At 73.8% G+C, this 24,939-nt stretch carries 25 protein-coding genes; 16 read left to right on the forward strand and 9 right to left on the reverse strand.

Going from position 1 to position 24,939, the window contains the following annotated elements; translation table 11 throughout:
- The first annotated feature begins 311 nt into the window (after positions 1–311).
- From groL to ACZ7D7_RS14245, 6 genes are all read left to right on the forward strand, one after another.
- Complete coding sequence (gene groL / locus ACZ7D7_RS14220; protein ID WP_470824437.1) at positions 312–1,934, forward strand: chaperonin GroEL; 1,623 nt, start codon at positions 312–314, stop codon at positions 1,932–1,934.
- 206 nt (positions 1,935–2,140) lie between these two features.
- Positions 2,141–3,274: an NADH:flavin oxidoreductase gene (locus tag ACZ7D7_RS14225; RefSeq protein ID WP_470824439.1), complete on the forward strand. Its 1,134-nt coding sequence runs from the start codon at positions 2,141–2,143 to the stop codon at positions 3,272–3,274.
- Between the two features lie 171 nt (positions 3,275–3,445).
- The gene (locus tag ACZ7D7_RS14230) at positions 3,446–4,558 is read left to right on the forward strand and encodes a PP2C family protein-serine/threonine phosphatase (protein WP_470824440.1); all 1,113 of its coding nucleotides are present in this window, start codon (positions 3,446–3,448) and stop codon (positions 4,556–4,558) included.
- A gap of 51 nt (positions 4,559–4,609) precedes the next feature.
- Positions 4,610–5,149, forward strand: coding sequence for a MarR family winged helix-turn-helix transcriptional regulator (locus tag ACZ7D7_RS14235; RefSeq protein WP_470824441.1), 540 nt, complete (start codon positions 4,610–4,612; stop codon positions 5,147–5,149).
- A gap of 176 nt (positions 5,150–5,325) precedes the next feature.
- On the forward strand, positions 5,326–6,060 hold the full coding sequence (locus ACZ7D7_RS14240; protein ID WP_470824442.1) for a hypothetical protein: 735 nt from the start codon (positions 5,326–5,328) through the stop codon (positions 6,058–6,060).
- Between the two features lie 9 nt (positions 6,061–6,069).
- Entirely contained in the window at positions 6,070–6,489 is a 420-nt protein-coding gene (locus ACZ7D7_RS14245; RefSeq protein WP_470824443.1) for a CoA-binding protein, read from the forward strand.
- Positions 6,490–6,535: 46 nt separating this feature from the next.
- Here ACZ7D7_RS14245 and ACZ7D7_RS14250 read toward each other — a convergent pair whose 3' ends face one another.
- The 3 genes from ACZ7D7_RS14250 to ACZ7D7_RS14260 form a co-directional block, all read right to left on the reverse strand.
- A complete protein-coding gene (locus ACZ7D7_RS14250) occupies positions 6,536–7,105 on the reverse strand; it encodes a hypothetical protein (RefSeq protein WP_470824445.1) in 570 nt (189 codons plus the stop codon).
- 120 nt (positions 7,106–7,225) lie between these two features.
- Positions 7,226–8,161 (reverse strand): N-acetylmuramic acid 6-phosphate etherase, encoded by a 936-nt coding sequence (gene murQ, locus ACZ7D7_RS14255; protein ID WP_470824446.1) that lies wholly within the window; start codon positions 8,159–8,161, stop codon positions 7,226–7,228.
- 93 nt (positions 8,162–8,254) lie between these two features.
- Entirely contained in the window at positions 8,255–9,208 is a 954-nt protein-coding gene (locus ACZ7D7_RS14260) for a MurR/RpiR family transcriptional regulator (protein WP_470824447.1), read from the reverse strand.
- 56 nt (positions 9,209–9,264) lie between these two features.
- On the opposite strand from ACZ7D7_RS14260, the gene ACZ7D7_RS14265 reads away from it, so the two are divergent.
- Both ACZ7D7_RS14265 and ACZ7D7_RS14270 read left to right on the forward strand, forming a co-directional pair.
- On the forward strand, positions 9,265–9,672 hold the full coding sequence (locus tag ACZ7D7_RS14265) for a hypothetical protein (RefSeq protein WP_470824448.1): 408 nt from the start codon (positions 9,265–9,267) through the stop codon (positions 9,670–9,672).
- A complete protein-coding gene (locus tag ACZ7D7_RS14270) occupies positions 9,669–9,932 on the forward strand; it encodes a DUF4031 domain-containing protein (RefSeq protein WP_470824449.1) in 264 nt (87 codons plus the stop codon). The genes ACZ7D7_RS14265 and ACZ7D7_RS14270 overlap by 4 nt, the downstream gene beginning before the upstream one ends.
- A 49-nt stretch (positions 9,933–9,981) precedes the next feature.
- Here the strand turns inward: ACZ7D7_RS14270 and ACZ7D7_RS14275 are convergent, their stop codons facing one another.
- Positions 9,982–11,052 (reverse strand): GNAT family N-acetyltransferase, encoded by a 1,071-nt coding sequence (locus ACZ7D7_RS14275; protein WP_470824450.1) that lies wholly within the window; start codon positions 11,050–11,052, stop codon positions 9,982–9,984.
- Between the two features lie 27 nt (positions 11,053–11,079).
- Complete coding sequence (locus tag ACZ7D7_RS14280; RefSeq protein WP_470824451.1) at positions 11,080–11,742, reverse strand: HD domain-containing protein; 663 nt, start codon at positions 11,740–11,742, stop codon at positions 11,080–11,082.
- A 246-nt stretch (positions 11,743–11,988) separates the two neighbouring features.
- Here ACZ7D7_RS14280 and ACZ7D7_RS14285 point away from each other — a divergent pair, with 246 nt between their 5' ends.
- The gene (locus tag ACZ7D7_RS14285; protein WP_470824452.1) at positions 11,989–12,666 is read left to right on the forward strand and encodes a maleylpyruvate isomerase family mycothiol-dependent enzyme; all 678 of its coding nucleotides are present in this window, start codon (positions 11,989–11,991) and stop codon (positions 12,664–12,666) included.
- A 126-nt stretch (positions 12,667–12,792) separates the two neighbouring features.
- A complete protein-coding gene (locus tag ACZ7D7_RS14290) occupies positions 12,793–13,509 on the forward strand; it encodes a copper homeostasis protein CutC (RefSeq protein WP_470824454.1) in 717 nt (238 codons plus the stop codon).
- Between the two features lie 346 nt (positions 13,510–13,855).
- Here the strand turns inward: ACZ7D7_RS14290 and ACZ7D7_RS14295 are convergent, their stop codons facing one another.
- The gene (locus ACZ7D7_RS14295) at positions 13,856–15,910 is read right to left on the reverse strand and encodes a HelD family protein (protein ID WP_470824455.1); all 2,055 of its coding nucleotides are present in this window, start codon (positions 15,908–15,910) and stop codon (positions 13,856–13,858) included.
- 288 nt (positions 15,911–16,198) lie between these two features.
- Between ACZ7D7_RS14295 and ACZ7D7_RS14300 the strand changes: the two genes are divergently transcribed.
- Positions 16,199–16,384: a hypothetical protein gene (locus tag ACZ7D7_RS14300; RefSeq protein WP_470824456.1), complete on the forward strand. Its 186-nt coding sequence runs from the start codon at positions 16,199–16,201 to the stop codon at positions 16,382–16,384.
- 17 nt (positions 16,385–16,401) lie between these two features.
- A complete protein-coding gene (locus ACZ7D7_RS14305; RefSeq protein WP_470824457.1) occupies positions 16,402–17,568 on the forward strand; it encodes a glycosyltransferase 87 family protein in 1,167 nt (388 codons plus the stop codon).
- On the opposite strand, the gene ACZ7D7_RS14310 is transcribed toward ACZ7D7_RS14305, so the two are convergent.
- Together ACZ7D7_RS14310 and ACZ7D7_RS14315 are read right to left on the reverse strand one after the other, a co-directional pair.
- Entirely contained in the window at positions 17,520–19,163 is a 1,644-nt protein-coding gene (locus ACZ7D7_RS14310; RefSeq protein WP_470824459.1) for a DNA repair helicase XPB, read from the reverse strand. The two genes, ACZ7D7_RS14305 and ACZ7D7_RS14310, sit on opposite strands and share 49 nt — an antisense overlap.
- Before the next feature lie 94 nt (positions 19,164–19,257).
- Positions 19,258–20,181: a DUF3027 domain-containing protein gene (locus ACZ7D7_RS14315; RefSeq protein WP_470824460.1), complete on the reverse strand. Its 924-nt coding sequence runs from the start codon at positions 20,179–20,181 to the stop codon at positions 19,258–19,260.
- 426 nt (positions 20,182–20,607) lie between these two features.
- Here ACZ7D7_RS14315 and ACZ7D7_RS14320 point away from each other — a divergent pair, with 426 nt between their 5' ends.
- From ACZ7D7_RS14320 to ACZ7D7_RS14335, 4 genes are all read left to right on the forward strand, one after another.
- Positions 20,608–21,993: an MFS transporter gene (locus tag ACZ7D7_RS14320; protein ID WP_470824461.1), complete on the forward strand. Its 1,386-nt coding sequence runs from the start codon at positions 20,608–20,610 to the stop codon at positions 21,991–21,993.
- 194 nt (positions 21,994–22,187) lie between these two features.
- On the forward strand, positions 22,188–22,661 hold the full coding sequence (locus ACZ7D7_RS14325; RefSeq protein WP_470824462.1) for a DUF2771 domain-containing protein: 474 nt from the start codon (positions 22,188–22,190) through the stop codon (positions 22,659–22,661).
- A complete protein-coding gene (locus ACZ7D7_RS14330; RefSeq protein ID WP_470824463.1) occupies positions 22,631–23,335 on the forward strand; it encodes a futalosine hydrolase in 705 nt (234 codons plus the stop codon). Before ACZ7D7_RS14325 ends, ACZ7D7_RS14330 begins: the two co-directional genes overlap by 31 nt.
- A complete protein-coding gene (locus ACZ7D7_RS14335; RefSeq protein ID WP_470824464.1) occupies positions 23,325–24,227 on the forward strand; it encodes a 1,4-dihydroxy-6-naphthoate synthase in 903 nt (300 codons plus the stop codon). The genes ACZ7D7_RS14330 and ACZ7D7_RS14335 overlap by 11 nt, the downstream gene beginning before the upstream one ends.
- A 49-nt stretch (positions 24,228–24,276) precedes the next feature.
- Here the strand turns inward: ACZ7D7_RS14335 and ACZ7D7_RS14340 are convergent, their stop codons facing one another.
- A complete protein-coding gene (locus tag ACZ7D7_RS14340; RefSeq protein WP_358654323.1) occupies positions 24,277–24,660 on the reverse strand; it encodes a cold-shock protein in 384 nt (127 codons plus the stop codon).
- Positions 24,661–24,939: the final 279 nt, after the last annotated feature.

Raw genomic sequence — 24,939 nt, forward strand, 5'->3', positions numbered from 1 at the left:
CACCGCACACCGGTCTTCACGCGAAGGGTCCGTACCTCCGGGTACGGGCCCTTCGTCGTGCCCGGAGACCCGGCGGGCGCCGTTCGCGCGCGGCTGAGCGCCCCTCGGATCAGGGGTAGGCGCTTGCACTCGGCAGGGGCGAGTGCTAATCATTGCGTTAGCACTCTGAAGGTGAGAGTGACAACGTAAGGACCGGGTCGGTGAGGCCCGCAGGCCGGGTGGGGAAGGAACCACGAGGCCGGCGAGCCGTCCGTCGCGGGCGCGGGCGCGGTCCGAAGTAATCACCCCCAGTCCTGGAGGGACCACTTCACATGGCCAAGATCATCGCGTTCGACGAGGAGGCGCGGCGCGGCCTCGAGCGCGGCATGAACCAGCTCGCGGACGCCGTCAAGGTGACGCTCGGCCCCAAGGGTCGCAACGTCGTCCTCGAGAAGAAGTGGGGCGCCCCCACGATCACCAACGATGGTGTGTCCATCGCCAAGGAGATCGAACTCGAGGACCCGTACGAGAAGATCGGCGCCGAGCTGGTCAAGGAAGTCGCCAAGAAGACGGACGACGTCGCCGGTGACGGTACGACCACCGCGACCGTCCTCGCCCAGGCCCTGGTCAAGGAAGGCCTGCGCAACGTCGCGGCCGGTGCCAACCCGATGGCCCTGAAGCGCGGTATCGAGAAGGCCGTCGAGGCCGTCTCCGCCGCCCTGCTGGAGCAGGCGAAGGACGTCGAGACCAAGGAGCAGATCGCCTCCACGGCCTCCATCTCCGCCGCCGACACCCAGATCGGCGAGCTCATCGCCGAGGCCATGGACAAGGTCGGCAAGGAAGGCGTCATCACCGTCGAGGAGTCCCAGACCTTCGGTCTGGAGCTGGAGCTCACCGAGGGTATGCGCTTCGACAAGGGCTACATCTCGGCGTACTTCGCCACCGACATGGAGCGTATGGAGGCCGTCCTCGACGACCCGTACATCCTGATCGCCAACTCGAAGATCAGCAACGTCAAGGACCTGCTGCCGCTCCTCGAGAAGGTCATGCAGTCCGGCAAGCCGCTGCTGATCATCGCCGAGGACGTCGAGGGCGAGGCCCTGTCGACCCTGGTCGTCAACAAGATCCGCGGCACCTTCAAGTCCGTCGCCGTCAAGGCCCCGGGCTTCGGCGACCGCCGCAAGGCCATGCTCGGCGACATCGCCATCCTCACGGGCGGCGAGGTCATCTCCGAGGAGGTCGGCCTCAAGCTGGAGAACGCCACCCTCGACCTGCTGGGCAAGGCCCGCAAGGTGGTCATCACCAAGGACGAGACCACCATCGTCGACGGTTCGGGCTCGGCCGACCAGGTCCAGGGCCGCGTGAACCAGATCCGCGCCGAGATCGAGAACAGCGACTCGGACTACGACCGCGAGAAGCTGCAGGAGCGCCTGGCGAAGCTCGCCGGCGGTGTCGCGGTCATCAAGGCCGGTGCCGCCACCGAGGTGGAGCTCAAGGAGCGCAAGCACCGCATCGAGGACGCCGTGCGCAACGCCAAGGCGGCCGTCGAGGAGGGCATCGTCGCCGGTGGTGGCGTGGCCCTGCTGCAGGCCTCCCAGGTCTTCGAGAAGCTGGAGCTCGAGGGTGACGAGGCGACCGGCGCCAACGCCGTGAAGCTCGCCCTGGAGGCCCCGCTGAAGCAGATCGCCGTCAACGGCGGTCTCGAGGGCGGCGTCGTCGTCGAGAAGGTGCGCAACCTGACCGTGGGTCACGGCCTGAACGCCGCGACCGGCGAGTACGTCGACATGATCGCCGAGGGCATCATCGACCCGGCGAAGGTGACGCGCTCCGCGCTGCAGAACGCCGCGTCGATCGCCGCGCTGTTCCTCACCACCGAGGCCGTCATCGCCGACAAGCCGGAGAAGGCCGCCGCGCCCGCCGGTGGCGGCATGCCGGGCGGTGACATGGACTTCTGATCCCTTCGAGGATCGGACCCGTCCGTCAGGACCGAGGGCGGCACTCCCCGCACAGGGGGGTGCCGCCCTCGGGCGTGTGCGGGATCACAGCGCCGAGCGGCCGCGCGGGTGGAATGCCGTGTCCCGTACGGCGGTTGAGGGCTGTGACGCACTTTTATGCGCGTGCACATACCAGCTGGTCAACCATTGTTCCCCGAGGAGCCCCCATGGCCGCCCCCGCCACCGAGACCGCCGCCTCCCGCGCGGCCGAGATCCTCTCCCGCCCGGTCGCCGTCAACGGCATGACCGTCCCGAACCGCATCGCCATGGCACCCATGACCCGCATGTTCTCCCCGGGCGGCGTGCCCGGCGAGGACGTCGCCTCGTACTACGGCCGCCGCGCCGCCGCCGGTGTCGGCCTCGTCGTCACCGAGGGCACCTACGTCGGCCACGAGTCCGCCGGGCAGAGCGACCGCGTCCCGCGGTTCCACGGCGAGGAGCAGCTCGCGGGCTGGGCGAAGGTCGCCGAGGCGGTGCACGCGGGCGGCGGCCGGATCGTGCCGCAGCTGTGGCACATCGGCATGGTCCGCGAGCAGGGCCAGCAGCCGTTCCCGGACGCCCCGCCCGTCGGCCCCTCGGGGCTGCGCATCGGCGCGGACGAGCCCACCGGCAAGGCGATGACGCGGGCCGACCTGGACGCCGTCATCGGCGCGTTCGCGCGGGCCGCAGCCGACGCCGAGCGCATCGGCTTCGACGGCGTCGAACTGCACGGCGCCCACGGCTACCTCATCGACCAGTTCCTGTGGGCGGGCACCAACCGCCGCACCGACGCGTACGGCGGCGACCCGGTGTCGCGTACGAGGTTCGCCGCGGAGATCGTGGCCGCCGTCCGCGAGGCCGTGTCGCCCGAGTTCCCGGTCCTGTTCCGCTACTCGCAGTGGAAGCAGGAGGCCTACGACGCCCGTCTCGCCGAGACGCCCGAGGAACTGGAGGCGATCCTCGCGCCGCTCGCCGCGGCCGGCGTCGACGCCTTCCACGCCTCCACGCGCCGCTACTGGGAGCCCGAGTTCGACGGCTCGGACCTCAACCTGGCCGGCTGGACGAAGAAGCTCACCGGCAAGCCCGCCATCACGGTCGGCTCGGTCGGCCTGAACGGCGACTTCATCAAGGCCTTCCAGGGCGAGGGCTCCGAGGTCGGCGCCCTCGACGACCTCCTCGACCGGCTGGAGCGCGACGAGTTCGACCTGGTGGCCGTCGGCCGCGCCCTGCTCCAGGACCCGCTGTGGGCCCGCAAGGTCCTCGACGGCCGCGTGGACGAGCTGGCGCCCTACGACCCGGCGGCGCTCAAGACGCTCAGCTGACGGGGCAGGCGCGCGGCCGGCCGGGCAGGTGTGCGCCGGCGGACTCGATTGGGTAAAGGTCGGCCTCGGCGGTCATGTCGCCCGCTCAACCTTTGCATAGGCTAAAGGTGGGGGGAGGGGCGTCCGGACGGCGGGCGCTCCTCCAGTGACGCGACGCCGCTGGAGCAGGACATGACCGACGAGAAGCCACCGCGGACGCTGACGGTGCTGTCCGGCATGCCGGTCGCGGTCATGGCCCTCGTCGCGGTCGTGGACGTCGTCGCCGGACCGGGCGTGGGCCTGCTGCCCCTTGTGTCGCTGGGGCCCGCCTTCGCCGGACTGGTCGGCGGCTGGCGCCGTACCGCGCTGATCGGCGCGGCGGCGCTGCTGCTGTGCGCCGGGCTCGCCCGCTACAACGGGCAGCTCGGCGAGAGCCGCGGCTTCGCCGCCCTCGGATCGGTCGCGGGCGTGACGGCCGCGGGCATCGTCGCGGCCGTGACGCGCTCCCGCCGGGAGGCCGAGCTGGCCGGCGTCCGCTCCATCGCGGAGGTTGCCCAGCGCGTCCTGCTGCGCCCCGTACCGCTGACCGCGGGCCCGCTCCAGGCGGCCGTCTCGTACACGTCGGCGGTCGCGGAGGCCCGCATCGGCGGCGATCTGTACGAGGTGGTCTCCTCGCCGCACGGCGTCCGCGTCATCGTCGGCGACGTCCAGGGCAAAGGGCTGGCCGCGGTCGAGACGGCCGCCGTGGTGCTGGGCGCCTTCCGGGAGGCCGCCCACGACGAGCCCGACCTGGTGGGCGTCGGCGAGCGCCTGGAGCGCAGCGTGGCCAGAGGGCTGGACGGCGAGAAGTTCGTCACCGCCGTCCTCGCCGAGATCGGCACCGACCACCAGGTCCTGCTGCTGAACTACGGCCACCCGGTCCCGATGCTCGTACGCCGCGACGGAAGTGCCGACTTCCCGCAACCGCCCGCCTACGCGCTGCCGCTCGGTCTCGGCGCCCACGGCGGCGGGAGCCCCGAGCCCTACCGGGTGGACTTCGCGCCCGGCGAGCAACTGCTGCTCTACACCGACGGCGTCACCGAGGCCCGCGACGAGAACGGCCGGTTCTACCCCCTCGTGGACCGCGCGCCCCTGCTGAAGGAGCCCGACGCGCACCGCGCGCTGGAGGCGCTGCGTGAAGATCTGATGCAGCATGCCGCGGGGCCGCCCCACGACGACGCCGCGATGCTGCTCCTGCGCTACCACGGCCATGCGGGAGGGCCCGGGGGAACAGCGGGGACGGAGGACGGCCGTGGGGAGGGATGACCGCGTGCACGGCGTGCGTGAGCGGGGATTCCGGCGCGGTACAACGGACGCATGCCGGAGCGTGAGATGCCCGATGACGGGGCCATGGACGATGTCGACGCGGTGACCCGTGCGGTCCTGACCGCCTCGCGGCTGCTGGTGGCGGTCTCGGCCCGGTCGCTCGCCGCCGTCGAGGAACGGGTGACCCTGCCGCAGTTCCGGATGCTCGTGGTGCTGTCCACGCGCGGCGCCACCAAGCTGGTCACCCTCGCCGAGCTGCTCCAGGTCGCCCCGTCCACCGCGATGCGCATGGTCGACCGGCTGATCGCGGCCGGGCTCGCCGACCGGCAGCCCAACCCCGACAACCGCCGCGAGACCCTGCTCCGGCTCACCGACGAGGGGCGGCGCACGGTCGAGGACGTCACCGCTCGGCGTCGCGCGGAGATCGCCGCCGTCGTGGAACGGCTCGCGCCGAAGCAGCGGGCCGCGCTCATCGGGGCGCTCACCGCCTTCAACGAGGCGGGCGGCGAACCCCTCGCGAGGGCCCTGGACGCCTCGGAACCGCATCCGCTGGGCTGGGTGGTCGACACCGGGACCGTCCGCGACGCCTGAGGACACGGGCACGCGCTCCTGTCCCGGAGCCGCCGTTGCCGGAACCCGGCAAGGTGGGCCGTGGGTGTATGTGCGGCCGCGGGTAGTGCCGATCGCGCCGCGGGCGGCCAGGATGCGGGACGGACGACGGCCGGACGGCCGTGGCACGAACGACCGAACGACGCCGGAGGTGAAGGATGCGCACACGCCGACCGCGCCCGCACCGGACCCCTCCCGGGCCGGGGCTGATGGCGCACCTGCGCTCCTCGGTGTGGGGCCCGGCGGAGTTCGTCGGCCTGCCGCCGTGGTGGCTCGTCGGCGAGGGGCTCCTGGCCGGACTGCTCGGGGCGGCGGCCGTCGTCGGCGCGGCGGTCGTGGGTGCCTGGTACGGCATCCCCGGACTCGCGAACGGCGAGGCGGGTCTGCTGTTCGCCGTCGCCCTCGCCGTCTACCTCGGCGCGGTGCGCGCCGGGACGGCGCTGGTCGGCACCGCCGCCGTCCTCGGCGTGTGCCTGGCGCTCCAGGCGCCGTCGGCCGCGGGCGGCCTGGTCCTAGAGCAGCGCGGGCGCGTGGCTCCCGTGGTCGTGACGTCGGTCGAGGGGGTGCCGGCGGCCGACCCGGGCCCCGGCGGCGGGCGTTACCTCTGCTCGGTGGCGCACCGGGACGGCGTGCCGCTGGAGGCCCGTATCCGGCGGGGCTGCGGCCGGGCCACCCGGCCCGGCGACACGCTCACCGTCGTCTACGACCCGAAGGGCTGGGTGCCGCCGCGCGGTGTGGTCGCGGGGAGCGGCATCGCGGATCCGGTGCGTGACCTGGGCGGCTGGGTCGTCGCCCTGGTCGGCGCCTGCGTGCTCGCCGTCGTCCGCTCCTACCGGCTGTCGGTGACCGGGCAGCCGCCCGAGGTATTGCATACAGTATCCAAAGCTGGCTAGTGTCTGCGCATGACGACATACGGCGACGACGCGACGGTGCGGCAGATCCTCACGGCCGCCGGAGACACCTGGGCCGTGGTGGGCCTGTCCGACAACCCCGAACGGGCCGCGTACCGCGTGGCCGAGAAACTGCGGCGCCTCGGCAAGAAGGTGGTGCCGGTGCATCCGAAGGCCGAGACGGTCCACGGCGAGCAGGGCTACGCCTCCCTCGCGGAGATCCCGTTCCCGGTGGACGTGGTGGACGTGTTCGTCAACTCCGCCCTCGCCGGAGCCGTCGCCGACCAGGCGGTCGCGATCGGCGCCAAGGCGGTCTGGTTCCAGCTGGACGTCATCGACGAGGCCGCCTACGACAGGACGCGCGAGGCCGGCCTGCTCATGGTGATGGACCGCTCCCCGGGACGGGAGATACCCCGGCTCGGCCTGGGCTGACGCCGGACCGGGCGGCGTGGGCCGTGTCCGTGGCCGTGTCCGTGTCCTACAGGTTCCCCATCGGTTCGGTGTCGACCCGCACCGGTGTGCCCCACACCCGCAGGACCTCGTAGTCGGTGAACTCGTGGACCAGCCGGTACGCCATCGCCGAGCGCGGCGCGCGCAGTTGGGCGGCGATGTACGCCTCGGCCTCGCGCCGGTCCCGGCGGGGCGTGCCGCACAGCTGCCACTCCCGCCCGTTCCACAGCTCCGGCAGCCAGCGCTGCTGGGGCTGCGGCCGGTCCCCGCGCACGCCGTAGCGGGACGGCGCGGGCTCCGCGGGCCGGGCCTGCGGGGCGCCGCCGCCGTACTCGGCCCGGCGGGCCGCCCTGCGCCGTGTCTCGCACAGCAGGCACAGGTCGGCGGCGGCCTTGTCGACGGGCCCGTTCGGGTGCTCGGGGCAGCGGGTGGTGGGCGCGCCGCCCGTGACGGTCTCGTCGAGCAGGTCCAGCGCCCGCCGCAGGTCGGCCTTGACCTCGTGCAGCTTGGCGTCGGGCGTGTCGGCGGTCAGCGCCTCGCCGTGCTCCCCGAGCAGTCGGAGGGCACGGCCCAGGGCGGTGAGCTGGGCGTGGTTCATGGCGGGTCGGCTACGTCCTCGGGCTGGCGGTCGTCTTCGTCGTCCGCGCGGTGGGCGCGGGACACCAGACTCCGCGCATCGGGCGCTTTTGTCGATCCGGTGCCGCCGCGCGGCCCCACGTCAGCGCGGTGCGCGTGCCAGGGCGGCCCGCAGCCGGCCGTCGGACTCCGCCAGCAGACGGGCCGCCGTCGCGGCGTCCGTGCCGGTGAGGATCGTCAGGATGGCGTTCTTCACCTCGCCGTCGGTGGCCGCGAGGGCCGCCTCGATCTCGTCGTCCGGGGCACCCGTCGCCAGCGCGACGATGCGGCGGGAGCGGGCGCGCAGCTTGTCGTTGGAGGCGCGGACGTCGACCATCAGGTTCCCGTACGTCTTGCCCAGCCGGATCATCGTGATCGTCGAGATCATGTTGAGGACCAGCTTCTGCGACGTGCCGGCCTTCAGCCGCGTGGAGCCGGTGATCAGCTCGGGGCCGACGACGATCTCGATGCCGTGCTCGGCGGCGGCCGCCAGCGCGCTGCCCGGGTTGCAGGACAGGCCGACGGTCAGGGCGCCCAGCGCGCGGGCGTGCTCCACGGCGCCGACGGCGTACGGGGTGCGGCCGGACGCGGAGACGCCGACCACCGTGTCGTCGGCGGTCAGGCCCACCCCGTCCAGGTCGGCCCGCGCGAGCTCCTTGGAGTCCTCCGCGCCCTCCACGGACGTCACCATGGCCTCGGGGCCGCCCGCGATCAGGCCGACGACCTGCGCCGGGTCGGTGTTGAAGGTCGGCGGGCACTCGGAGGCGTCGAGCACGCCCAGCCGGCCGGCGGTGCCCGCGCCCGCGTAGACCAGCCGGCCGCCCTTCGCCATCCGCTCGGCCACGGCGTCGATCGCGGCGGCGATCTGCGGCAGCCGGTCGGCGACCGCCCGGGGCACGGTGGCGTCCTCGCCGTTCATCAGCCGCGCGATGTCGAGGGTGGGCAACTGGTCGATGTCGGCCAGCTCCGGGCGGAACGCCTCGGTCGGCAGAGTCTCCAACTGGGCTCTGAGATCGTGGTTGTCGGACATGGAGGTCATGAGCGGCGGCTCTCTCGTGTCTCTTGGGCGTACGGCTGGCTGAGGGGACCTGCGTCGCGTCGCGCGGCAGGCGCCACTGTGCGGGGCGGGGGTCTAGCGCTGCGGCCCCCCGCGCGGACGGTGGCGGTGGGCCAGGGCCTCGTACGACGCCGACAGGGCGGGCGCCGCCGACTCGTACGTCCGCTGCGCCACCCCGACGAACAGGCAGTCCACCACGAGCAGCTGGCTGGTCCGGGACGACATGGCCGCCGGGCGCAGCTCGCTCTCCCGGGCCGTGGACGTGGTGAGGACGTGGTCCGCGTACTGGGTGACGGCGCCGTCGGGCCGGCCGGTGATCGCGATCGTCGTCGCGCCGTGCTCGAAGGCGACCCGCAGCGGCTCGATGACGTCGCTCGTCGAGCCGGAGTGCGTGATCGCGATGGCCACGTCGCCGGAGCGCAGCTGCACGGCGTTGGTGACGGCGAGGTGCGGGTCGCTGTGCGCGTGCGCGATCAGCCCTATCCGCAGGAGCTTCTGCGTGAGGTCCTGGGCGACCAGGCCGGAGGCGCCCACCCCGTACACGTCGGTGCGGCGGGCCGCGGCCAGGGCGGCGACGGCCGCGCCGAGCTGCACGGTGTCGAGACCGGCCGCCGTGTCGGCGAGGGTCTGCTGTTCGTCGTAGGCGAGTTTGGCGACGACGTCGGCGATCGGGTCGTCCACCGCGATGTCCGTCGTGATCGCCGGTGCCCTGCCGGACTGCTGCTGGGCGGCGAGTCCGGCGAGGGCCAGGCGCAGGTCGCGGTAGCCGGGGTAGCCGAGCAGGCGCGCGGTGCGGACGACCGTGGCCTCGCTGGTGCCGGTGAGCTGGGCGAGGCCGGTGACCGTGAGCGCGGCGCAGCCGGCCGGGTCGCTCGCGACGGCCTCCGCGACGCGCTGCATGGAGCGGGTCATCGACGGCGCGAGCGTGCGAACCTTGGCGGCGAGGGCGGCGGGCGCGGGAGGGTTGGCACCGGAACCGCCGGGGCCGCCGCGCTCCGTTGCGAAAATTTCCTTCACATGCTGGGTCACCACTGAAAGATATTTTCGGTTCGGCGGTCCGGTCAAGAGTGCGCACAATGGGTGCTATGAACCCCACCGGCGACCCCACCGGCAACCTCATCGGCCCTTTGGAGCAGGCGCTGCACGCCGCGCGCGCCCTGGTGCTCGCCGACCTGATCGCGCGTGAGGTCGCGGAGGCGGACGTGGTGTCGCTGGTCGAGGAGTCGGTGGCGCAGCGGCGCTGGTGGGTCGAGCAGTGGCCGGAGGGCTCCGCCTACCTGGCCGGGCTGGTCGCGCAGGACGTGCAGGACGCGCTGCTCGACCGGTACGGCCGCTGGCCGCTGTGCCCGGTGTGCGGCTCCGGCGACCCGCACGCCCTCGACGTCGAACCCGAGCTGGGCCCCGACCCGCACTGGGTGTGCCACAAGGCCGGCGTGAAGGTCGCCGCCGTGGGCGCGCTGGGCTCCGCGGCCGGCGGGGCGCCGTCCTCGTGACGGTCTACATCGACCCGCCGACCTGGCCCGGACACGGCCGGATGTGGTCCCACCTGGTCAGCGACGTGTCGTTCGACGAACTGCACGCCTTCGCCGAGCGGCTGGGCGTCCCGCGCCGCGCCTTCGAGCGGGACCACTACGACATCCCCTCGCACCGGTACGCGGACGCGGTGGCCGCGGGCGCGGTCGAGGTCAGCAGCCGGGACGTGGTGCGGCTGCTGACGGGAGCGGGGCTGCGCAGGCCGAAGGGGCGGGCCTGAGGACCTCGGGGCCGCCGAAGGCGCCTGAGGACGCGGGGCCCGGGAGGGCTCAGCCCCGCAGCTCGTACGTGACGTTCTCGTCGTCCTGCGCCACCCGCTGGAAGCCGGCGCGTTCCAGCACCCGCTGCGAGGGCTGGTTGCCGAGGGCCACGCGGGCGGTGACCACCCGCACCGCGTCCTGGGCGAGCGCCCACGCCGACAGGGTGCGCAGCGCCTCCGTGGCGTAGCCGTGGCCGCGCGCGGGCTCCACGAGGTCGTAGCCGACCTCGACGCGGCCCGACTCGTCCGGCACGCCGTGGAAGCCGAGGGCGCCGAGCGCCGCGTCGTCCTCGTGCCGCACCAGCGCGTACATGCCCCACTCCGGCCGGTGCGTGCCCGCCTCGTACTGCTTGCACACCACCAGCTCGGCCCCGGTCCGCGTGCCCTCGGCCGGGCTGCCGCCGAGCCAGTCGAAACCGCCGTCGCCTCCGGCGGCGAGGTCGGCGGCGGAGGCGGGCGTGACGCCCTCCAGGGCGAGCCGGTCGGCGGGCAGGACGAGGTTGTTGTACCAGCGCCACTCGGTGACCGGCTCCCGGCCGGGCAGGCCGGCGCGGCCGGTCGCCCACAGCAGGGTGCGCCAGGCGTCGGGCCCGGGCCGGACGTGCGGGAAGATCCGCCGGAGCACGAACTCGCTCAGCCCGGCGGGAGGTTCGTACGCCAGCCCCAGGCCCTGGGCGATGTCGTGCGTGTGCAGCAGCACCTCGGCGACGCCCATCGCGGCGAAGCCCTCGCGGTTCGCGCTGCGGAACGGGTACGGGTGGAAGCCGCGCGCCTTGCGCGGGGCGCTGCGCACGGCGGCGGCCAGCAGGGCGCCCGTGGTCTCCAGGACGTCCAGGAGGCCCGCGTTGTCGGTGCCCTCGTCCGGGGTGAGCGCGAAGGGCACGTACGCGTTCCGCGCGCGGCTCGCGAGCTGCCCGGCGTACGCGATCAGGTCGTCGGCGACGTGGACGACCGTGCGGTGGCAGTCCCACTCCAGTGGTCCGGCCGGTACGGCCGCCCAGTCCCGTTCCGTCTCCGTCCGCAGCAGCGCCACCGTGCTCGCGACGGCCTGCTCCACCTGTTCCCCGCCCGTGTCTCGCATGCCGGGCAGGCTACGGGCCGGCGTGCGTCAGGGCGACAGCATTTCCAGCTCGGCGGCGAGGTTGTAGCGCGCGGTCGCCTCCCACTTCTCCCGGCCGTGCGGGGTGTGGAACAGGCGGGGCAGGGCGAGGAGTTGGCGCAGGACCGCGGAGCGGCCCGCGCGGAAGGCGTCGTTCGGCACGAAGTGGTACTCCTCGCGGACGGCGGCCGTGTAGGCGGCGTACGCGGACGGCGGCGACGCCAGGACCGCCAGGTCGGCGTCGCACAGCACCTGTCCGTCGCGGTCGTCGTCCGCCGGGTCGTGATGGGTGGTCAGCCGGACCAGCCGGGCCACCTCGGCGGTCCTCGCGGCGGACACGCCGGCCTCGGGCAGGGCGCGCTCGGCGAGCCGGGCCGACCGTTCCTCGTTCTCGGAGCGGTCGGGCAGGTACACGGCGTCGTGGAACCACGCCGCGAGCCGCACCACGTCGGGGTCGTCGGCGTACGCCTCCAGCGTGTCGACGTGGTCCAGGACGGCGGTGAGGTGCGTGAGCGTGTGATAGCGGCGCTGCGGCTCCTGCCAGCGGCCGAGCAGGTTCTCGGCGTACGGCGCCGGGTCGGGGTACGGCGCCCGCTCCAGTCGTTCGGCGGGACCGCGGGCCCCTTCCAGGGCGCGGACGAAACGGTCGCGGAGGGCGTCGAGGTCGGCCATGGGGTCATTGTCCCGCTGTGACGCCGGGGTGATCCGCACGGCAGCCCCCAGGGGCTGCCGTTTGGATCAGCCTGGCTGCGAGGTGCCGCGCCTCTTGCCGACCCGAGCGGGGTCTGGTGCGTGCAGCTGCAAGGCGGAGGAGGGCGTCGACGCGGAGCGTCGGCAACCGACGACAACGCCGCAGATGTGCGTGCCAGACCCCGCGACGCCGGGGTGATCCAAACGACAGCCCCTAGCGTGGGTGGCATGACTTCTGCTGACGTGCACGACGTACGGGATCCGGAGCTGCCCGGGAGGCTTCTGGCCATCGAGCGCGACGCGTTGATCCCGCTGCTGCGGTCGCTGTCCGACGCGGACTTCGAGCTGGCCTGTGCCGCGTGTCCCGGCTGGAGCGTGCGGGACGTGCTGGCGCACTGCTCGGCCGCGCTGACGCGGGTGGTGGAGAGCCGGTTCGAGGCCGGCGTGTTCTCGCCGGAGTCCAACGACCGGGACGTCGCCGAGCGGGCTGACTGGACCAACGCCCAGGTCGTCGACGAGCTGGAGCGCGGCATGACCCGGGCCGGGGCGGCGATCGCCGAGGCGGGCGGCTCGCTCGACGGCGTCGCGCTGGGCGAGTGGGTGCACGCCGGTGACGTACGGGAGGCGCTCGGGGTGCCGGGGGCGTACGCCGGGGCGGGGCTGCCGTACGCGCTGGAGTTGCTGGCCCGGCTCACCCGGGAGCGGGGGCATCTCGCGCTCCACGCCGACCTGGACGACCGGGACGAGCCGCTGCTGCTGGGCGAGGTGAGCGGGGAGCGTCCGCCGGCCCGCTTCATCGGGGACGCCCCGACGCTGGTCCGGCTGTACGCGGGGCGGTCGGCGGACGGCGCCGCGTACGAACTGGCCGGGGCGGAGCCGGCGCGGCTGAACGTCTTCGGCGGGTGACCGGCGCGGGTGACCGGCGGGTGACGGCCGCTGCGGCACCGGGGGAGGCGATCCCGGGACGGGACCGGACGGCGTAGTCTTAGATTGGACTAGACCTCCTGTAGCCGCCCGACCGAATGGGGTGCCATGAGCAAGCGTGCAGTCCTGGAGGTGATCGCCCTCGACGTCGAGGACGCGGTCGCCGCCCAGGCCGGAGGCGCGGACCGCCTCGAGCTGATCACCGACATCGCGGCGGACGGGCTCACCCCGGCGACCGCGACCGTCGCCGCGATCCGCGCCGCCGTCGGCATCCCGCTGCGGGTGATGCTGCGGCTCGCGGACGGCTTCGCGGCGGGCGACGTAGAACGGCTCGTGGCGCTCGCCGGGGAACTGCGCGAGGCGGGGGCGGAGGAGTTCGTCCTCGGCTTCCTCTCCCCGGACGGCGACGTGGACCTGTCGGCGGTGGAGCGGCTCGCCGGGGCGCTGGGCGACTGCCGGTGGACGTTCCACCGGGCCATCGACCGCGCCGCCGACCGGGACGCGCTGCGCAAGCAGCTCGCGGATCTGCCGGGCCTCGACACGTACCTCACGGCGGGCTCGCCCGCCGGCGTCGACGACGGACTGCCCACGCTGCTCGCCGAGGCGGGGCGGCGCGGGGAGCCGGGGTACGAGCAGCAGCTCCTGGTGGGCGGCGGACTGCGGCTCGACCACGTGCCGGGCCTGCTGGCCGCGGGCATCGACGGCTTCCACATCGGCGGCGCGGCCCGCCCCGGCGGCTGGACCGGCCCGGTCTCGGCGGCCGCCGTGGCCGAGTGGCGCCGGGCCCTGGACGCGCCGCGACCGGCCACGCCGGCCGGGGTGTGAGCGGGCGCCGTCGAGTCCCGGGGGCGGCCCGGCCCGGGCGCGCGGCGCCCCGAGCGGAGCCCGACACGTCCCGCGGGCCCCGGCCGACCCGCCACGCGCCCCGCCCCGTCGCCCCGGGCCGAGCGTCACGCGCTCGCCGCCGGTCACCCGGGCCGAGCGTCACGCGCCTCGCCCGTCGCCCCGGGCCGAGCGTCACGCGCTCGCCGCCGGTCACCCGGGCCGAGCGTCACGCGCCTCGCCTGTCGCCCCGGGCCGAGCGCCACGCGCCCGCCCCTGGTCACCCGGGCTGAGCGCCACGCGCCCGCCGCCGGTCACCCGGGCCGGCGGGCGCCGGGGGTCGGTCCCGTCAGCCCAACTGCGGCGCCAACTGCGGTGGCAGCGGCGTCCGGTGGGTCACGATCAGGCCCGACACCGCCCGGGTCAGCGTCACGTACAGGCGGCGCAGGCCCGTGGGCTCGTCGGGTTCGCCCGTGACCACGGCCCGCGGCTCGTCCAGGACGACGTAGTCGTACTCCAGGCCCTTCGCCAGTGACGCCGGGACGAGGGTCAGGCGGACGTCCGGGGTCGTCTCCTCGCCCGGCGACAGGTACGGCACGCCCGCCGCGGTGAGGGCCGCGGCGAGGGCCGGGACGTGGGCGTCGGCGGCGATCAGGCCCGTCGAGCCCTCGTGCCGCAGCAACTCCTCGCAGGCGGCGACCGTCTCGGCCTCGTCCGTGATCGCGCGGATCTCGAAGAAGCCCGGGTTCTCACGGATCGACGCGACCGGCGCCAGGCCCGGCGCGATGTGCGGCAGCAGGCGGGAGGCGTACGCGATGACGTCCGTCGGGACGCGGAAACCCGCCGTCAGCTCCTCGACCACGGCGTCGTCCTTGCCCAGGTGCGTCAGCGCCTCCCGCCAACTCCGCGTCGCCCAGGGCGTGGTGCCCTGCGCGAGGTCGCCGAGGACCGTCGCCGAGCCGGTGGAGCAGCGGCGGCCGACCGCCCGGTACTGCATGGGCGACAGGTCCTGCGCCTCGTCCAGGACGACGTGCCCGAGGGAGTGCGTGCGCTGGATCAGGTCGGTCGCCTCGTCGATGAGGACCGCGTCCGCCGGCGACCACTTCGCGGACTTCACCGACCGCACCGGCCGCGCCCACAGGATCGCCTTCTGCTCCTCGGCCGTCAGGACGCCGTCCGCGTGCTCGGCGAGGAAGTCCGCGTCCGTCAGCAGCCGCAGCACGAGCTTCGCCGGGTCCACGGCCGGCCAGATGGCCTTCACGGCCGCCTTCACCGCGCTGTTCCGGGCCACCGCGTCCTGCACCCGGTCGTCCGGCGCCTCACCGGCCCGCTCCATCTGCACCAGCACGGCGTGCGCGATGCGCTGCGGCAGGGCGTCGCGGGCGGCGCCGTAGCGCATGTCACGGTCCAGCAACTGGCGTACCAGGCCCTCCAGTTCGTACGCGGGCACCCGCCAGCGGCGCGAACCGCGCACCACGACGACCGGCTCGCCGGGCATGCTCACGTGGGAGTACAGCGCCCGGCGCAGCACCCGCGCCATCCGCGCGTCGCCCTTGATCACCGCGGCGGTCGCGTCGTCCGTTCCGCGCACCTCCACATGGGCCACGAGGTCGTCCACGGTCGCCTGCTGCACCGTCAACTCGCCCAGTGCGGGCAGGACTTGCTCGATGTAGTGCAGGAAGGACCGGTTCGGCCCGATGACCAGGGTGCCGGTGCGGGCGAGCCGCTCGCGGTGCGCGTAGAGCAGATACGCCACCCGGTGCAGGCCGACGGCCGTCTTCCCGGTGCCGGGCCCGCCCTGCACGCAGACCGAGCCGGCGAGACCCGCGCGCACGATCTCGTCCTGCTCGGGCTGGATCGTCGCGACGATGTCCCGCATCGGACCGACACGCGGCCGCTCGATCTCCTGCTGGAGCAGCTTGCTGCTGGTGGCCGCCTCGGCCGGGTCCGACAGGTGCTCGTCCTCGTACGCCGTGAGGTCGCCGCCGGTGTACCCGAAGCGGCGGCGCAGCGCGATGTCCAGGGGGTCCTTCTTGGACGCCCGGTAGAACGGCTGCGACACCGGCGCACGCCAGTCGATGACCATCGGGTCGCCGTCGGCGTCGTGCACATGCCGCCGCCCGATGTAGAACCTCTCTCCCTCCGCCCCCTCGGCCCGCTCGGCGCCCGGTGCGTGCAGGTAGTCGAGGCGGCCGAAGAACAGCGGGGTGTCGCTGAGATCGGCCAGGGCCTTGATGCGTTCCTCGATCTGGCGCTCCAGGATCTGCGCGTTGACCCAGTTCGCGGTGACGTCGCGGATGTCGAGCGACTCGACGTCGGCACGCATGGCGCGCAGGGCGGCACGGGACGCGGCGAGGTGCGCGCGCTCGCGGGAGAGGGGATCGTCGTCGACGGGCGTGGACAAGGGGGTGCCTCCGGGAGACCTGCGGGATGACGTCGCTGCGGGCTGCGCGGCAGCCGGTGGGATGCCGGCCGGTTTCCGTCCGGGCGGCGGCGCTCCGCGAGGGGAGGCGGGCAAGAGCGGAGATTGTAGGTGAGCGGGGCGGGCCGGGGCGAATGGTTTTCCACCCCCTAGGGGACGCGGCCCCCGTCCACTCCGGGTCGGCGTCCCTCCCCGGGGGTACGGCGGGCCCCCGCAGGTTAGGTCCATGGGCCGATGCCCGTCCCCGCCGGCGGAATCCACCATGGAGACATGAGCGCAGCAACCGTCACCCAGTTTCCCGGAGCCCCCCGCACCTCCGGCGCCACGGCGCTGCGGGGCAGCCACCACCACCGCCTCGGCGACGCGCTGCGAGCCGTCAAGGTCTTCGCGGAGGCGGCCTTCGGCGTCGTGATCCTCGGCGAGTACGGCGAGGAGGCGGGCGTCCGCCGGAGATGAGCCACTAGGGTCGCCGGGTGGCCCGCCGATCACCCTCCGCGCCCGCCCGCCGATCGACCTCCGCGTCCGCCGTCCTCCTCCTGGCCGTCTCCGTCACCGCCTTCGCCGTCCTGTGCGTCGCCCAGCGGGCACCCATGGCCGATGTGCTCGTCTACCGGGCCGAGGGCCGGGCCGTCGCCCGCGGCGGGGACCTGTACGGCTTCACCGTCACCGAGTGGCGGCTGCCCGCCACCTATCCGCCGTTCGCGGCGCTGCTGTTCGTCCCCACCACCTGGCTTCCGGTCCCCGTCCTCAAGGCGGTCTTCCTCGCCGGGAACGTGCTCCTGACCGCCTGCCTGGTCCGGCTGTCCGCGCGCTTCGCGGGCCGGGCGCTGCCCCTCCCGGCACTGTGCGCCGCCACGGCCGTCGCCCTGTGGCTCGAACCCGTCTTCCAGACGGCCCTCTTCGGCCAGATCAACCTGGCCCTCGCCTGCCTCGTCCTGTGGGACCTCACCCGGCCCGGCGGCGCCCGCCTCAAGGGCGCGGCCATCGGCGTCGCGGCCGGCGTCAAGCTCACCCCGGCCGTCTTCGTCGCCTACCTGCTGCTGCGCCGCAGATACCGGGAGGCGGCCACGGCCACCGCCGCCTTCGCGGCGACGGTCGTCCTCGGCGCCCTCGTCCTGCCCGCCGCCGCCCTCGACTTCTGGACCCGCCGCCTCTACGAGACCGGCCGCGTCGGCAAGGCGTGGATCGTGGACAACCAGTCCCTCCAGGGACTGACCGCCCGCCTCCTGGCCGACCCGGCACCCGGCGCCGCCTGGGCCGTCCCGGCGCTGGCGGTCGCGGTCCTCGGCCTCTGGCTGGCCCACCGCGCCGGGGACGACCGCCGGGCCGTCCTCCTCACGGCGTTCACGGCCCTGCTGGTGTCCCCGATCAGCTGGTCCCACCACTGGGTGTGGTGCGTGCCGCTGGTGGCCGTCCTGTGGGCGGAGGGCCGCACCGCACTGGCCGCCGCCACCGCGGTCCTCTTCACGGCGCGCACGATGTGGCTGCTGCCGCACGAGGGCGACCTCGACCTGCGCCTGCCGTGGTGGCAGCAGCCCCTCGCCTCGCCGTACCCCCTGCTCGGCCTGGCCCTGCTCGCGCTGTGGGCCGCTCAGCTCCCCGCGAGGAGCTCGTCCGCGTCGACGATCCGGTACGCGTAGCCCTGCTCCGCCAGGAAGCGCTGCCGGTGGGCGGCGAAGTCCTGGTCGAGGGTGTCGCGGGCGACGACGGAGTAGAAGTGCGCCTGGTGCCCGTCCGCCTTCGGCCGCAGCACCCGCCCGAGCCGCTGCGCCTCCTCCTGGCGCGAGCCGAAGGTGCCCGACACCTGGATGGCGACCGTGGCCTCGGGCAGGTCGATGGAGAAATTGGCGACCTTGGACACCACCAGCACGGAGATCTCCCCCTGCCGGAACGCGTCGAACAGCTTCTCCCGCTGCGTGTTCGACGTCTCGCCCTTGATCACCGGCGCGTTCAAGTGCTCGCCCAGCTCGTCGAGTTGGTCGATGTACTGCCCGATGACGAGGATCTGCTGCCCGGCGAACCGCCGCACGATCGCCTCGGTCACCTTCCGCTTCGTGGCGGTCGTGGCGCAGAAGCGGTACTTCTCCTCGGCCTCGGCGGTCGCGTACGCGAGCCGCTCCGAGTCGGTCAGGTTGACCCGGACCTCGACGCAGTCGGCGGGCGCGATGTAGCCCTGCGCCTCGATCTCCTTCCACGGCGCGTCGAACCGCTTGGGGCCGATCAGCGAGAACACGTCCGACTCACGGCCGTCCTCCCGCACCAGCGTCGCCGTGAGCCCGAGGCGGCGCCGGGCCTGGAGATCGGCGGTGAACTTGAACACGGGCGCGGGCAGCAGGTGCACCTCGTCGTAGACGACGAGACCCCAGTCCCGCGAGTCGAACAGCTCCAGGTGCGGGTACACACCCTTCCGCTTGGTGGTCAGCACCTGGTACGTGGCGATGGTGACGGGCCGGATCTCCTTGCGGGTCCCGCTGTACTCGCCGATCTCGTCCTCGGTCAGCGACGTCCGCTTCACCAGCTCGTGCTTCCACTGCCGGGCGGACACCGTGTTCGTGACGAGGATCAGCGTCGTCGACCGGGCCTGCGCCATGGCACCGGCTCCGACCAGCGTCTTCCCGGCGCCGCAGGGCAGCACGACCACGCCGGAGCCGCCGTGCCAGAAGTTCTCCACGGCCTGCTTCTGGTACGGCCTGAGCGCCCAGCCGTTCTCGTCCAGGTCGATGGCGTGCGCCTCGCCGTCGACGTACCCGGCGAGGTCCTCGGCGGGCCAGCCCAGCTTCAGCAGCACCTGCTTGATCTGCCCGCGCTCCGAGGGATGCACGGCCACCGTGTCCGGGTCGATACGGGCCCCGACCAGCGGAGCGACCCGCTTGGACCGCAGCACTTCCTCCAGCACGGGCCGGTCGGTCGTGGTGAGCACCAGCCCGTGGGCGGGGTGCTTGGACAGGGTGAGCCGCCCGTACCGGTCCATGGTCTCGGCGATGTCGACCAGCAGCGCGTGCGGCACCGGGTACCGGCTGTACTGCACGAGCGCGTCCACGACCTGCTCGGCGTCGTGTCCGGCGGCGCGGGCGTTCCACAGACCGAGCGGCGTCAGCCGGTAGGTGTGGATGTGCTCCGGCGCCCGCTCCAGCTCGGCGAACGGCGCGATGGCGCGACGGCAGTCGTCGGCCTGCTCGTGATCGACCTCGAGGAGCAGGGTCTTGTCGGACTGGACGATGAGCGGACCATTCACGCGCGGCTGCCTTTCTGGATGCCCGGCACGGCCAAACGTCCAGTGTGCCCCACCACGGGGTGTTCCGGCTGTGGCGTACGCCCCAGCCCAGGCGCTACGAGTGGCCCAGCTCCGCGGTCGACTCGTCCTCGGTGACCGGCACCGAGCCGGAGTCGGGCGCGGGCCGCAGCGGGAACGGGTCCACGCGCGTCTCGTCGATGACCGGCGGCGCCGGCTGCGGGGGCTTCGGCATCACGGCGGCCTCCGAGTGCCCGCCGCAGCCGTAGGCGAGCGAGACGACCCGCCCGTCGGCCGGCGAGAACTCGTTGGCGCACACCCCGAAGGCCTGCCCCAGCGACCCGCCGACCCGCACCAGGAAACCGCAGCTCACACACGCGGCGGGGGCGGCCTGCGCCATGGGCGTCTTGGGCCCGAAGGCCTCCTCCCAGCGGTCGGCGGCGGTGTGCAGCCCGTACCGGGACAGCACCCGGGCGCGGCCCATGCCCAGCTCGTCGGCGATCGCGGAGATCGAACCGCGCGACGGCGGCACCAGCGTCACCGGGGGACCGCCCGCCACCTCGGCGTCCTCGGCCTCCACCAGCTCGGCCATCTCCTCCGAGACCACCGAACCGGCCACCGGCTCGTCCTCGCCGGTCCAGCCCGGCTCCAGACGCAGATCCTCGGCGTCGGTCGGCAGCAGGTCGCCCGGACCCATGTCGCCGGGCCTGAGCCGCTCGCTCCACGGCACCCACTCCGGCGCGAGCAGCGCGTCCGGGCCGGGCAGCAGCACCGCCTCGTCCACGGTGACGATCTTGGCGCGCGAGGCGCGGGCCACGGTCACGGCCCAGCGCCAGCCGCGGTACCCGAGCTCCATGCACTGGAAGAAGTGCGTGACGACCCGGTCCCCCTCGGAGACCAGCTCCACGTGCTCGCCGACCACACCGGGCGCGGCGGCCTCCTCGGCGGCGGCGCGGGCGAGGTCGACGGCCTCGGCGCACAGGCGGTCAGGGGTGCGGCTTCGCGTTGTCGCTGCGCTCACAGGTATCGCTTCTCTCCATACGCCGTCTCACGGGTGCGCCACACCGGCGGAGGGGCGGACGGAGCGGAACCCGGGGGCCGCGTCGACGTCCGCGTCCGATCGCGCTCGGGCGCGCCTACGTCATCCATTCTGAGGGATGGCCGTCAGGCGCGCGGCCGAGAACGTTCGCCACGGCGCGCTAGTGCCGCGACCGGCAAACCTTGCCGTCGCAGCACTAGGCACGCTACCTGTTCGCGTGCGCTCGGCATACACCGACGGGACGGTTAGCGGTCCACGCGTGACTTTCACCGGCGTTGCGAAGCCCCGCTCTCCGCGGGACGGGCGCCGCCCCGCGGCACGACGGCCCATGGGTGCCTCGCGACCCACGAGGCACCCATCCGCGCCGTATCCGCACTACCCCCCGCCATCTCGGGGCACTATGACGGGGTGGCAGTCAAGGGGACCAGTGGACTCAGTGGAACGGGCCGGTCACGCGGCCCGTTCCGCTCGATCGCCCGCGCGCTGCACCTCCCGGTCACCGGCCCCGCCCGCCAGATCCGCCGCGCCACCCACGCCCACGGCGCCGGCGAGTCCGGCCTCGGCAAGCTCATCGAACTGCACGGAGTGAACGGCGCGGGCGATGTCATGATCACCGTCGCCCTCGCCTCCACCGTCTTCTTCTCCGTCCCCACCGACGAGGCCCGCGGCCGCGTCGCCCTCTACCTCGGCATCACCATGGCGCCGTTCACCCTCCTCGCCCCGGTGATCGGCCCCCTCCTCGACCGCATCCCGCACGGCCGCCGCGCCGCCATGGCCGGGGCCATGCTCGCCCGCGCCCTCCTCGCCCTCGTCCTGTCGGGCGCCGTCGTCACCGGCAGCATCGAGCTCTACCCGGCCGCCCTCGGCGTGCTCGTCGCCTCCAAGGCGTACGGCGTCGTCAGAAGCGCCGTCGTCCCCCGCCTCCTGCCACCCCAGTTCTCGCTGGTCAAAGCCAACTCCCGGGTCACACTCGGCGGCCTCCTCGCCACCGGCATCGCCGCCCCCGTCGGAGCGGGCCTCCAGCAGATCGGCCCGCACTGGCCCCTCTACGGCGCGTTTGTGATCTTCATCGCGGGCACCGTCCTGTCGTTCACGCTGCCGCCCAAGGTCGACTCCGCGAAGGGCGAGGACACCGCGCTGCTCGCCGCCGACGAACGGCACCTGCACGGCCCGCACCTCAGGCCCGTCAAGCGGCCGGGCCTGCGCACGGTCGGCACGGCCGTCACCCACGCCCTCGCCGCCAACGCGGCCATCCGCTGCCAGTCCGGCTTCCTGATCTTCTTCCTCGCGTTCCTGCTGCGCGAGCACCCCATGACGGGCCAGAGCGCGGCCGTGTCCCTCGGGATAGTGGGCGTGGCCGCCGGCACCGGCAACGCCATCGGCACGGCGGTGGGCGCGTGGCTGCGCTCGCGCGCGCCCGAGGTCATCATCGTCACGGTCGTCGCCCTCGTGCTCGGCGCGGCCGTCACGGCGGCGATCTTCTTCGGCGCGGTCCTGGTCGCCTGCCTGGCCGCGATCGCCGGCTTCGCCCAGGCGCTGGCCAAGCTGTCGCTGGACGCGCTGATCCAGCGGGACGTGCCCGAACTGGTCCGCACGTCGGCCTTCGCGCGGTCCGAGACGCTGCTCCAGATGTCGTGGGTGCTGGGCGGCGCGATCGGCATCGCGCTGCCGCTGATCGGCACGCTGGGCCTGGCGGTCGGCGCGACGATCGTGGCGACGGGCTGGCTGACGACGGTCCGGGGCCTGCTGGCCTCGGCACGCCACGGCGGAGGAACCCGGGCACGCGTCGAATAGGGGCGGCGTACGGCGGCACACGAAGCGCCCCTTCCGCTCGGTGGCGGCGGCACCCGGCCGCACGTCCTCCTGCCCGCGAGCCCCACGTTCCGCGGCGCGCGAGCCCCACGTTCCGCGGCCCGGTGGCCCCATGTTCCGGCGGCGCGCCGGACCCTCGTGGGGAGACGGGTGGACATGCCAGATAGCCTTCGCCCATGACCACGTTGCAATCCGCTGTGCGACGCCGCCGCGCCGTCGCCGCCGCCGGCGCCGTATCCGCCGGACTGCTCGTCCTGTCGGCGTGTGACAAGCCGACCCCGCTGGCCACGGTGACCGTCGGCAGTTCGTCGGTCAGCGAGGAAGCCACCTGCGGTGGCGCGGGCGACGTCCTGAAGCCCGCCGACCTCACGAAGTGCCTGAAGGACTCGGGCGTCGAGTCGATCACCGTCGACCCGGACGAGACCGTCCGCTTCGGCGTCGACCCGGAGATCGCCGACAAGGGCTGGACCATCCTGATGAACGGCCAGCCGCTCACGGACTCCAGCACCAAGACGTACCGCACGATCCCGGGCAGCGTCTTCTTCAACGCCCAGTACGGCGCCCAGGGCGACTCGACCCTGGTCTCCATCAAGGAGGGCGAGAAGGAGGCCACCGGTCTGTGGTCCTTCAAGCTGAAGAAGGACTCCTGACCACGCCTGCCACCCCGCGTGTCCTGGTAGCCACCGCGGTCCCGACCGAACGGGACGCGGTGGCACAGGCATTCCCCGAGCGGGCCCCGACCGTCGTCGCCGTCGGCGTGGGCCCCGCCCGCGCCGCCGCCCGCACCGCCACCGCCCTCACCGCGGCGGCCCTGGAGGGCGCCCCCTACGACCTGGTCGTCAGCGCGGGCATCGCCGGCGGATTCGCGCCGCACGCGCCCGTCGGCGGCCTCGTCCTCGCCGACGAGATCACCGCGGCCGACCTGGGCGCGGACACCGCCGACGGCTTCCTGCCGGTCACGGACCTCGGCTTCGGCGTCGTCACCCACCGCCCGCCCGAGTCACTCGTCCGGGCCGCGGCGGCCGCGACCGGCGCCCGCACCGGCACGGTCCTCACGGTCTCCACCGTGACCGGCACCGCCGCCCGCGCGGCCGAACTCCGCGCCCGCCACCCCCGTGCCCTCGCCGAGGCGATGGAGGGCTTCGGTGTCGCCGAGGCCGCCGCCGCCCATGGCGTCCCCGTGCTGGAGTTGCGTGCCGTGTCCAACCCGGTCGGCCCGCGCGACCGCGCCGCCTGGCGCATCGGCGACGCCCTCGCCGCGCTCACCGAAGGCTTCGGGAAGCTCGCGCCCGTACTGGAGAGTTGGAACCCCCATGACCAGTGAGCCGTACACCGCCAGTGAGCCGTTCGCGACGAAGGGGCCGGACCCGGCCGGCGAGCCCCTGCGGATCGCGTACTCCCCCTGCCCGAACGACACGTTCGTCTTCGACGCGCTCGCCCACGGACGCGTCCCCGGCGCCCCCGCCGTCGACGTGACGTTCGCCGACATCGACATCACCAACGGCATGGCCGAGCGCGGCGAGTTCGACGTGCTGAAGGTGTCGTACGCGGTGCTGCCGTACGTCCTGGACCGGTACGCGCTGCTGCCGTGCGGGGGCGCGCTCGGCCGGGGCTGCGGCCCGCTGGTGCTGACGCGGGAGGCGGGCGCCGACCTCACCGGCCGGACGGTCGCCGTGCCCAGCGAGACGTCGACGGCCTACCTGCTGTTCCGGCTGTGGGCGGCGGACACCCTGCCGGGCGGCGTCGGCGAGATCGTCGTCATGCCGTTCCACGAGATCATGCCGGCCGTGCGGGACGGGAAGGCCGACGCGGGTCTCGTCATCCACGAGGCGCGCTTCACGTACCGGAACTACGGCCTGCACAAGCTCGCCGACATGGGCGAGCACTGGGAGCGGACCACCGGCCTGCCGATCCCGCTCGGCGCGATCATCGCCCGGCGCTCGCTCGGCGCGGACGCGCTGCGGCGGCTCGCCGACTCCGTCCGGGCGTCCGTGCGCGCGGCCTGGGACGACCCCGAGGCGTCCCGCCCGTACGTCATGGAACACGCGCAGGAGATGGACCCGGCCGTCGCCGACCAGCACATCGGGCTGTACGTCAACGAGTTCACCGCCGACCTCGGCGCGGACGGCTACGCGGCCGTGCGGGGGCTGCTCACACGTGCGGCGGCCGAGGGGCTGGTGCCGCCCCTCGGCCGTGACGCACTGCTGTTTCCGTAGGTCGCTGCTGTCTCCGCGGGTGTCGCGGGCCGGCCGGCCGCGCGCCTCGTCAGACGTCGAGCTGGTCGGCCACCGCGCGCAGCAGGCCGGCGATCTTCTTGCCGGACGCCTTGTCGGGGTAGCGGCCCTTCTCGAGCATCGGCGTGATGTTCTCCAGAAGGGTCGTCAGGTCCTGCACGATGGATGCCAGCTCGTCCGGCTTCTTGCGCTGCGCCGCCGCGACGGAAGGGGCCGGTTCCAGCAGGGTGAGGGACAGCGCCTGGTCACCGCGCTGTCCGGCGACCACGCCGAACTCCACGCGCTGGCCCGGCTTGAGCGTCTCGACTCCGGCGGGGAGGACCGAGGAATGCACGAAGACGTCGCCGCCGTCGTCGCGGGAGAGGAAGCCGAAGCCCTTCTCGCTGTTGAACCACTTGACCTTGCCGGTAGGCAAAGCACGCACCCCATCTCACCAGTCAGCCGAACCACTGTCGTCCCAGGTCAGGCTATCCAGCGCTCGCTCTTGCCTGCCGTTGTCCTGAAGCCTCCTCAGCTCTTTACCCTCCGTCAAGCCCGCCCACTCCAGTCGGCCAAACCTGGCCGATCGGCGGTGGACGTGCTCGCGAGGGGGGCGAGGCAGGCACGGCATATCTCAGCACATGTCAGGTGCCGTCCGGCAACTCGTTATGCCCGGGCCGCCGTTGGCCGTCACCGTCGGTCGTGGCGCCGGTCG

It is taken from the genome of Streptomyces sp. NPDC037054 (assembly GCF_055606745.1).

Coding starts and splice junctions, on each gene's coding strand:
- groL (WP_470824437.1), top strand. CDS start 312: ATGGCCAAGATCATCGCGTTCGACGAGGAGGCGCGGCGCGGCCTCGAG.
- ACZ7D7_RS14225 (WP_470824439.1), top strand. CDS start 2,141: ATGGCCGCCCCCGCCACCGAGACCGCCGCCTCCCGCGCGGCCGAGATC.
- ACZ7D7_RS14230 (WP_470824440.1), top strand. CDS start 3,446: ATGACCGACGAGAAGCCACCGCGGACGCTGACGGTGCTGTCCGGCATG.
- ACZ7D7_RS14235 (WP_470824441.1), top strand. CDS start 4,610: ATGCCGGAGCGTGAGATGCCCGATGACGGGGCCATGGACGATGTCGAC.
- ACZ7D7_RS14240 (WP_470824442.1), top strand. CDS start 5,326: ATGCGCACACGCCGACCGCGCCCGCACCGGACCCCTCCCGGGCCGGGG.
- ACZ7D7_RS14245 (WP_470824443.1), top strand. CDS start 6,070: ATGACGACATACGGCGACGACGCGACGGTGCGGCAGATCCTCACGGCC.
- ACZ7D7_RS14250 (WP_470824445.1), bottom strand. CDS start 7,105: ATGAACCACGCCCAGCTCACCGCCCTGGGCCGTGCCCTCCGACTGCTC.
- murQ (WP_470824446.1), bottom strand. CDS start 8,161: ATGACCTCCATGTCCGACAACCACGATCTCAGAGCCCAGTTGGAGACT.
- ACZ7D7_RS14265 (WP_470824448.1), top strand. CDS start 9,265: ATGAACCCCACCGGCGACCCCACCGGCAACCTCATCGGCCCTTTGGAG.
- ACZ7D7_RS14275 (WP_470824450.1), bottom strand. CDS start 11,052: ATGCGAGACACGGGCGGGGAACAGGTGGAGCAGGCCGTCGCGAGCACG.
- ACZ7D7_RS14280 (WP_470824451.1), bottom strand. CDS start 11,742: ATGGCCGACCTCGACGCCCTCCGCGACCGTTTCGTCCGCGCCCTGGAA.
- ACZ7D7_RS14285 (WP_470824452.1), top strand. CDS start 11,989: ATGACTTCTGCTGACGTGCACGACGTACGGGATCCGGAGCTGCCCGGG.
- ACZ7D7_RS14290 (WP_470824454.1), top strand. CDS start 12,793: ATGAGCAAGCGTGCAGTCCTGGAGGTGATCGCCCTCGACGTCGAGGAC.
- ACZ7D7_RS14300 (WP_470824456.1), top strand. CDS start 16,199: ATGAGCGCAGCAACCGTCACCCAGTTTCCCGGAGCCCCCCGCACCTCC.
- ACZ7D7_RS14325 (WP_470824462.1), top strand. CDS start 22,188: ATGACCACGTTGCAATCCGCTGTGCGACGCCGCCGCGCCGTCGCCGCC.
- ACZ7D7_RS14335 (WP_470824464.1), top strand. CDS start 23,325: ATGACCAGTGAGCCGTACACCGCCAGTGAGCCGTTCGCGACGAAGGGG.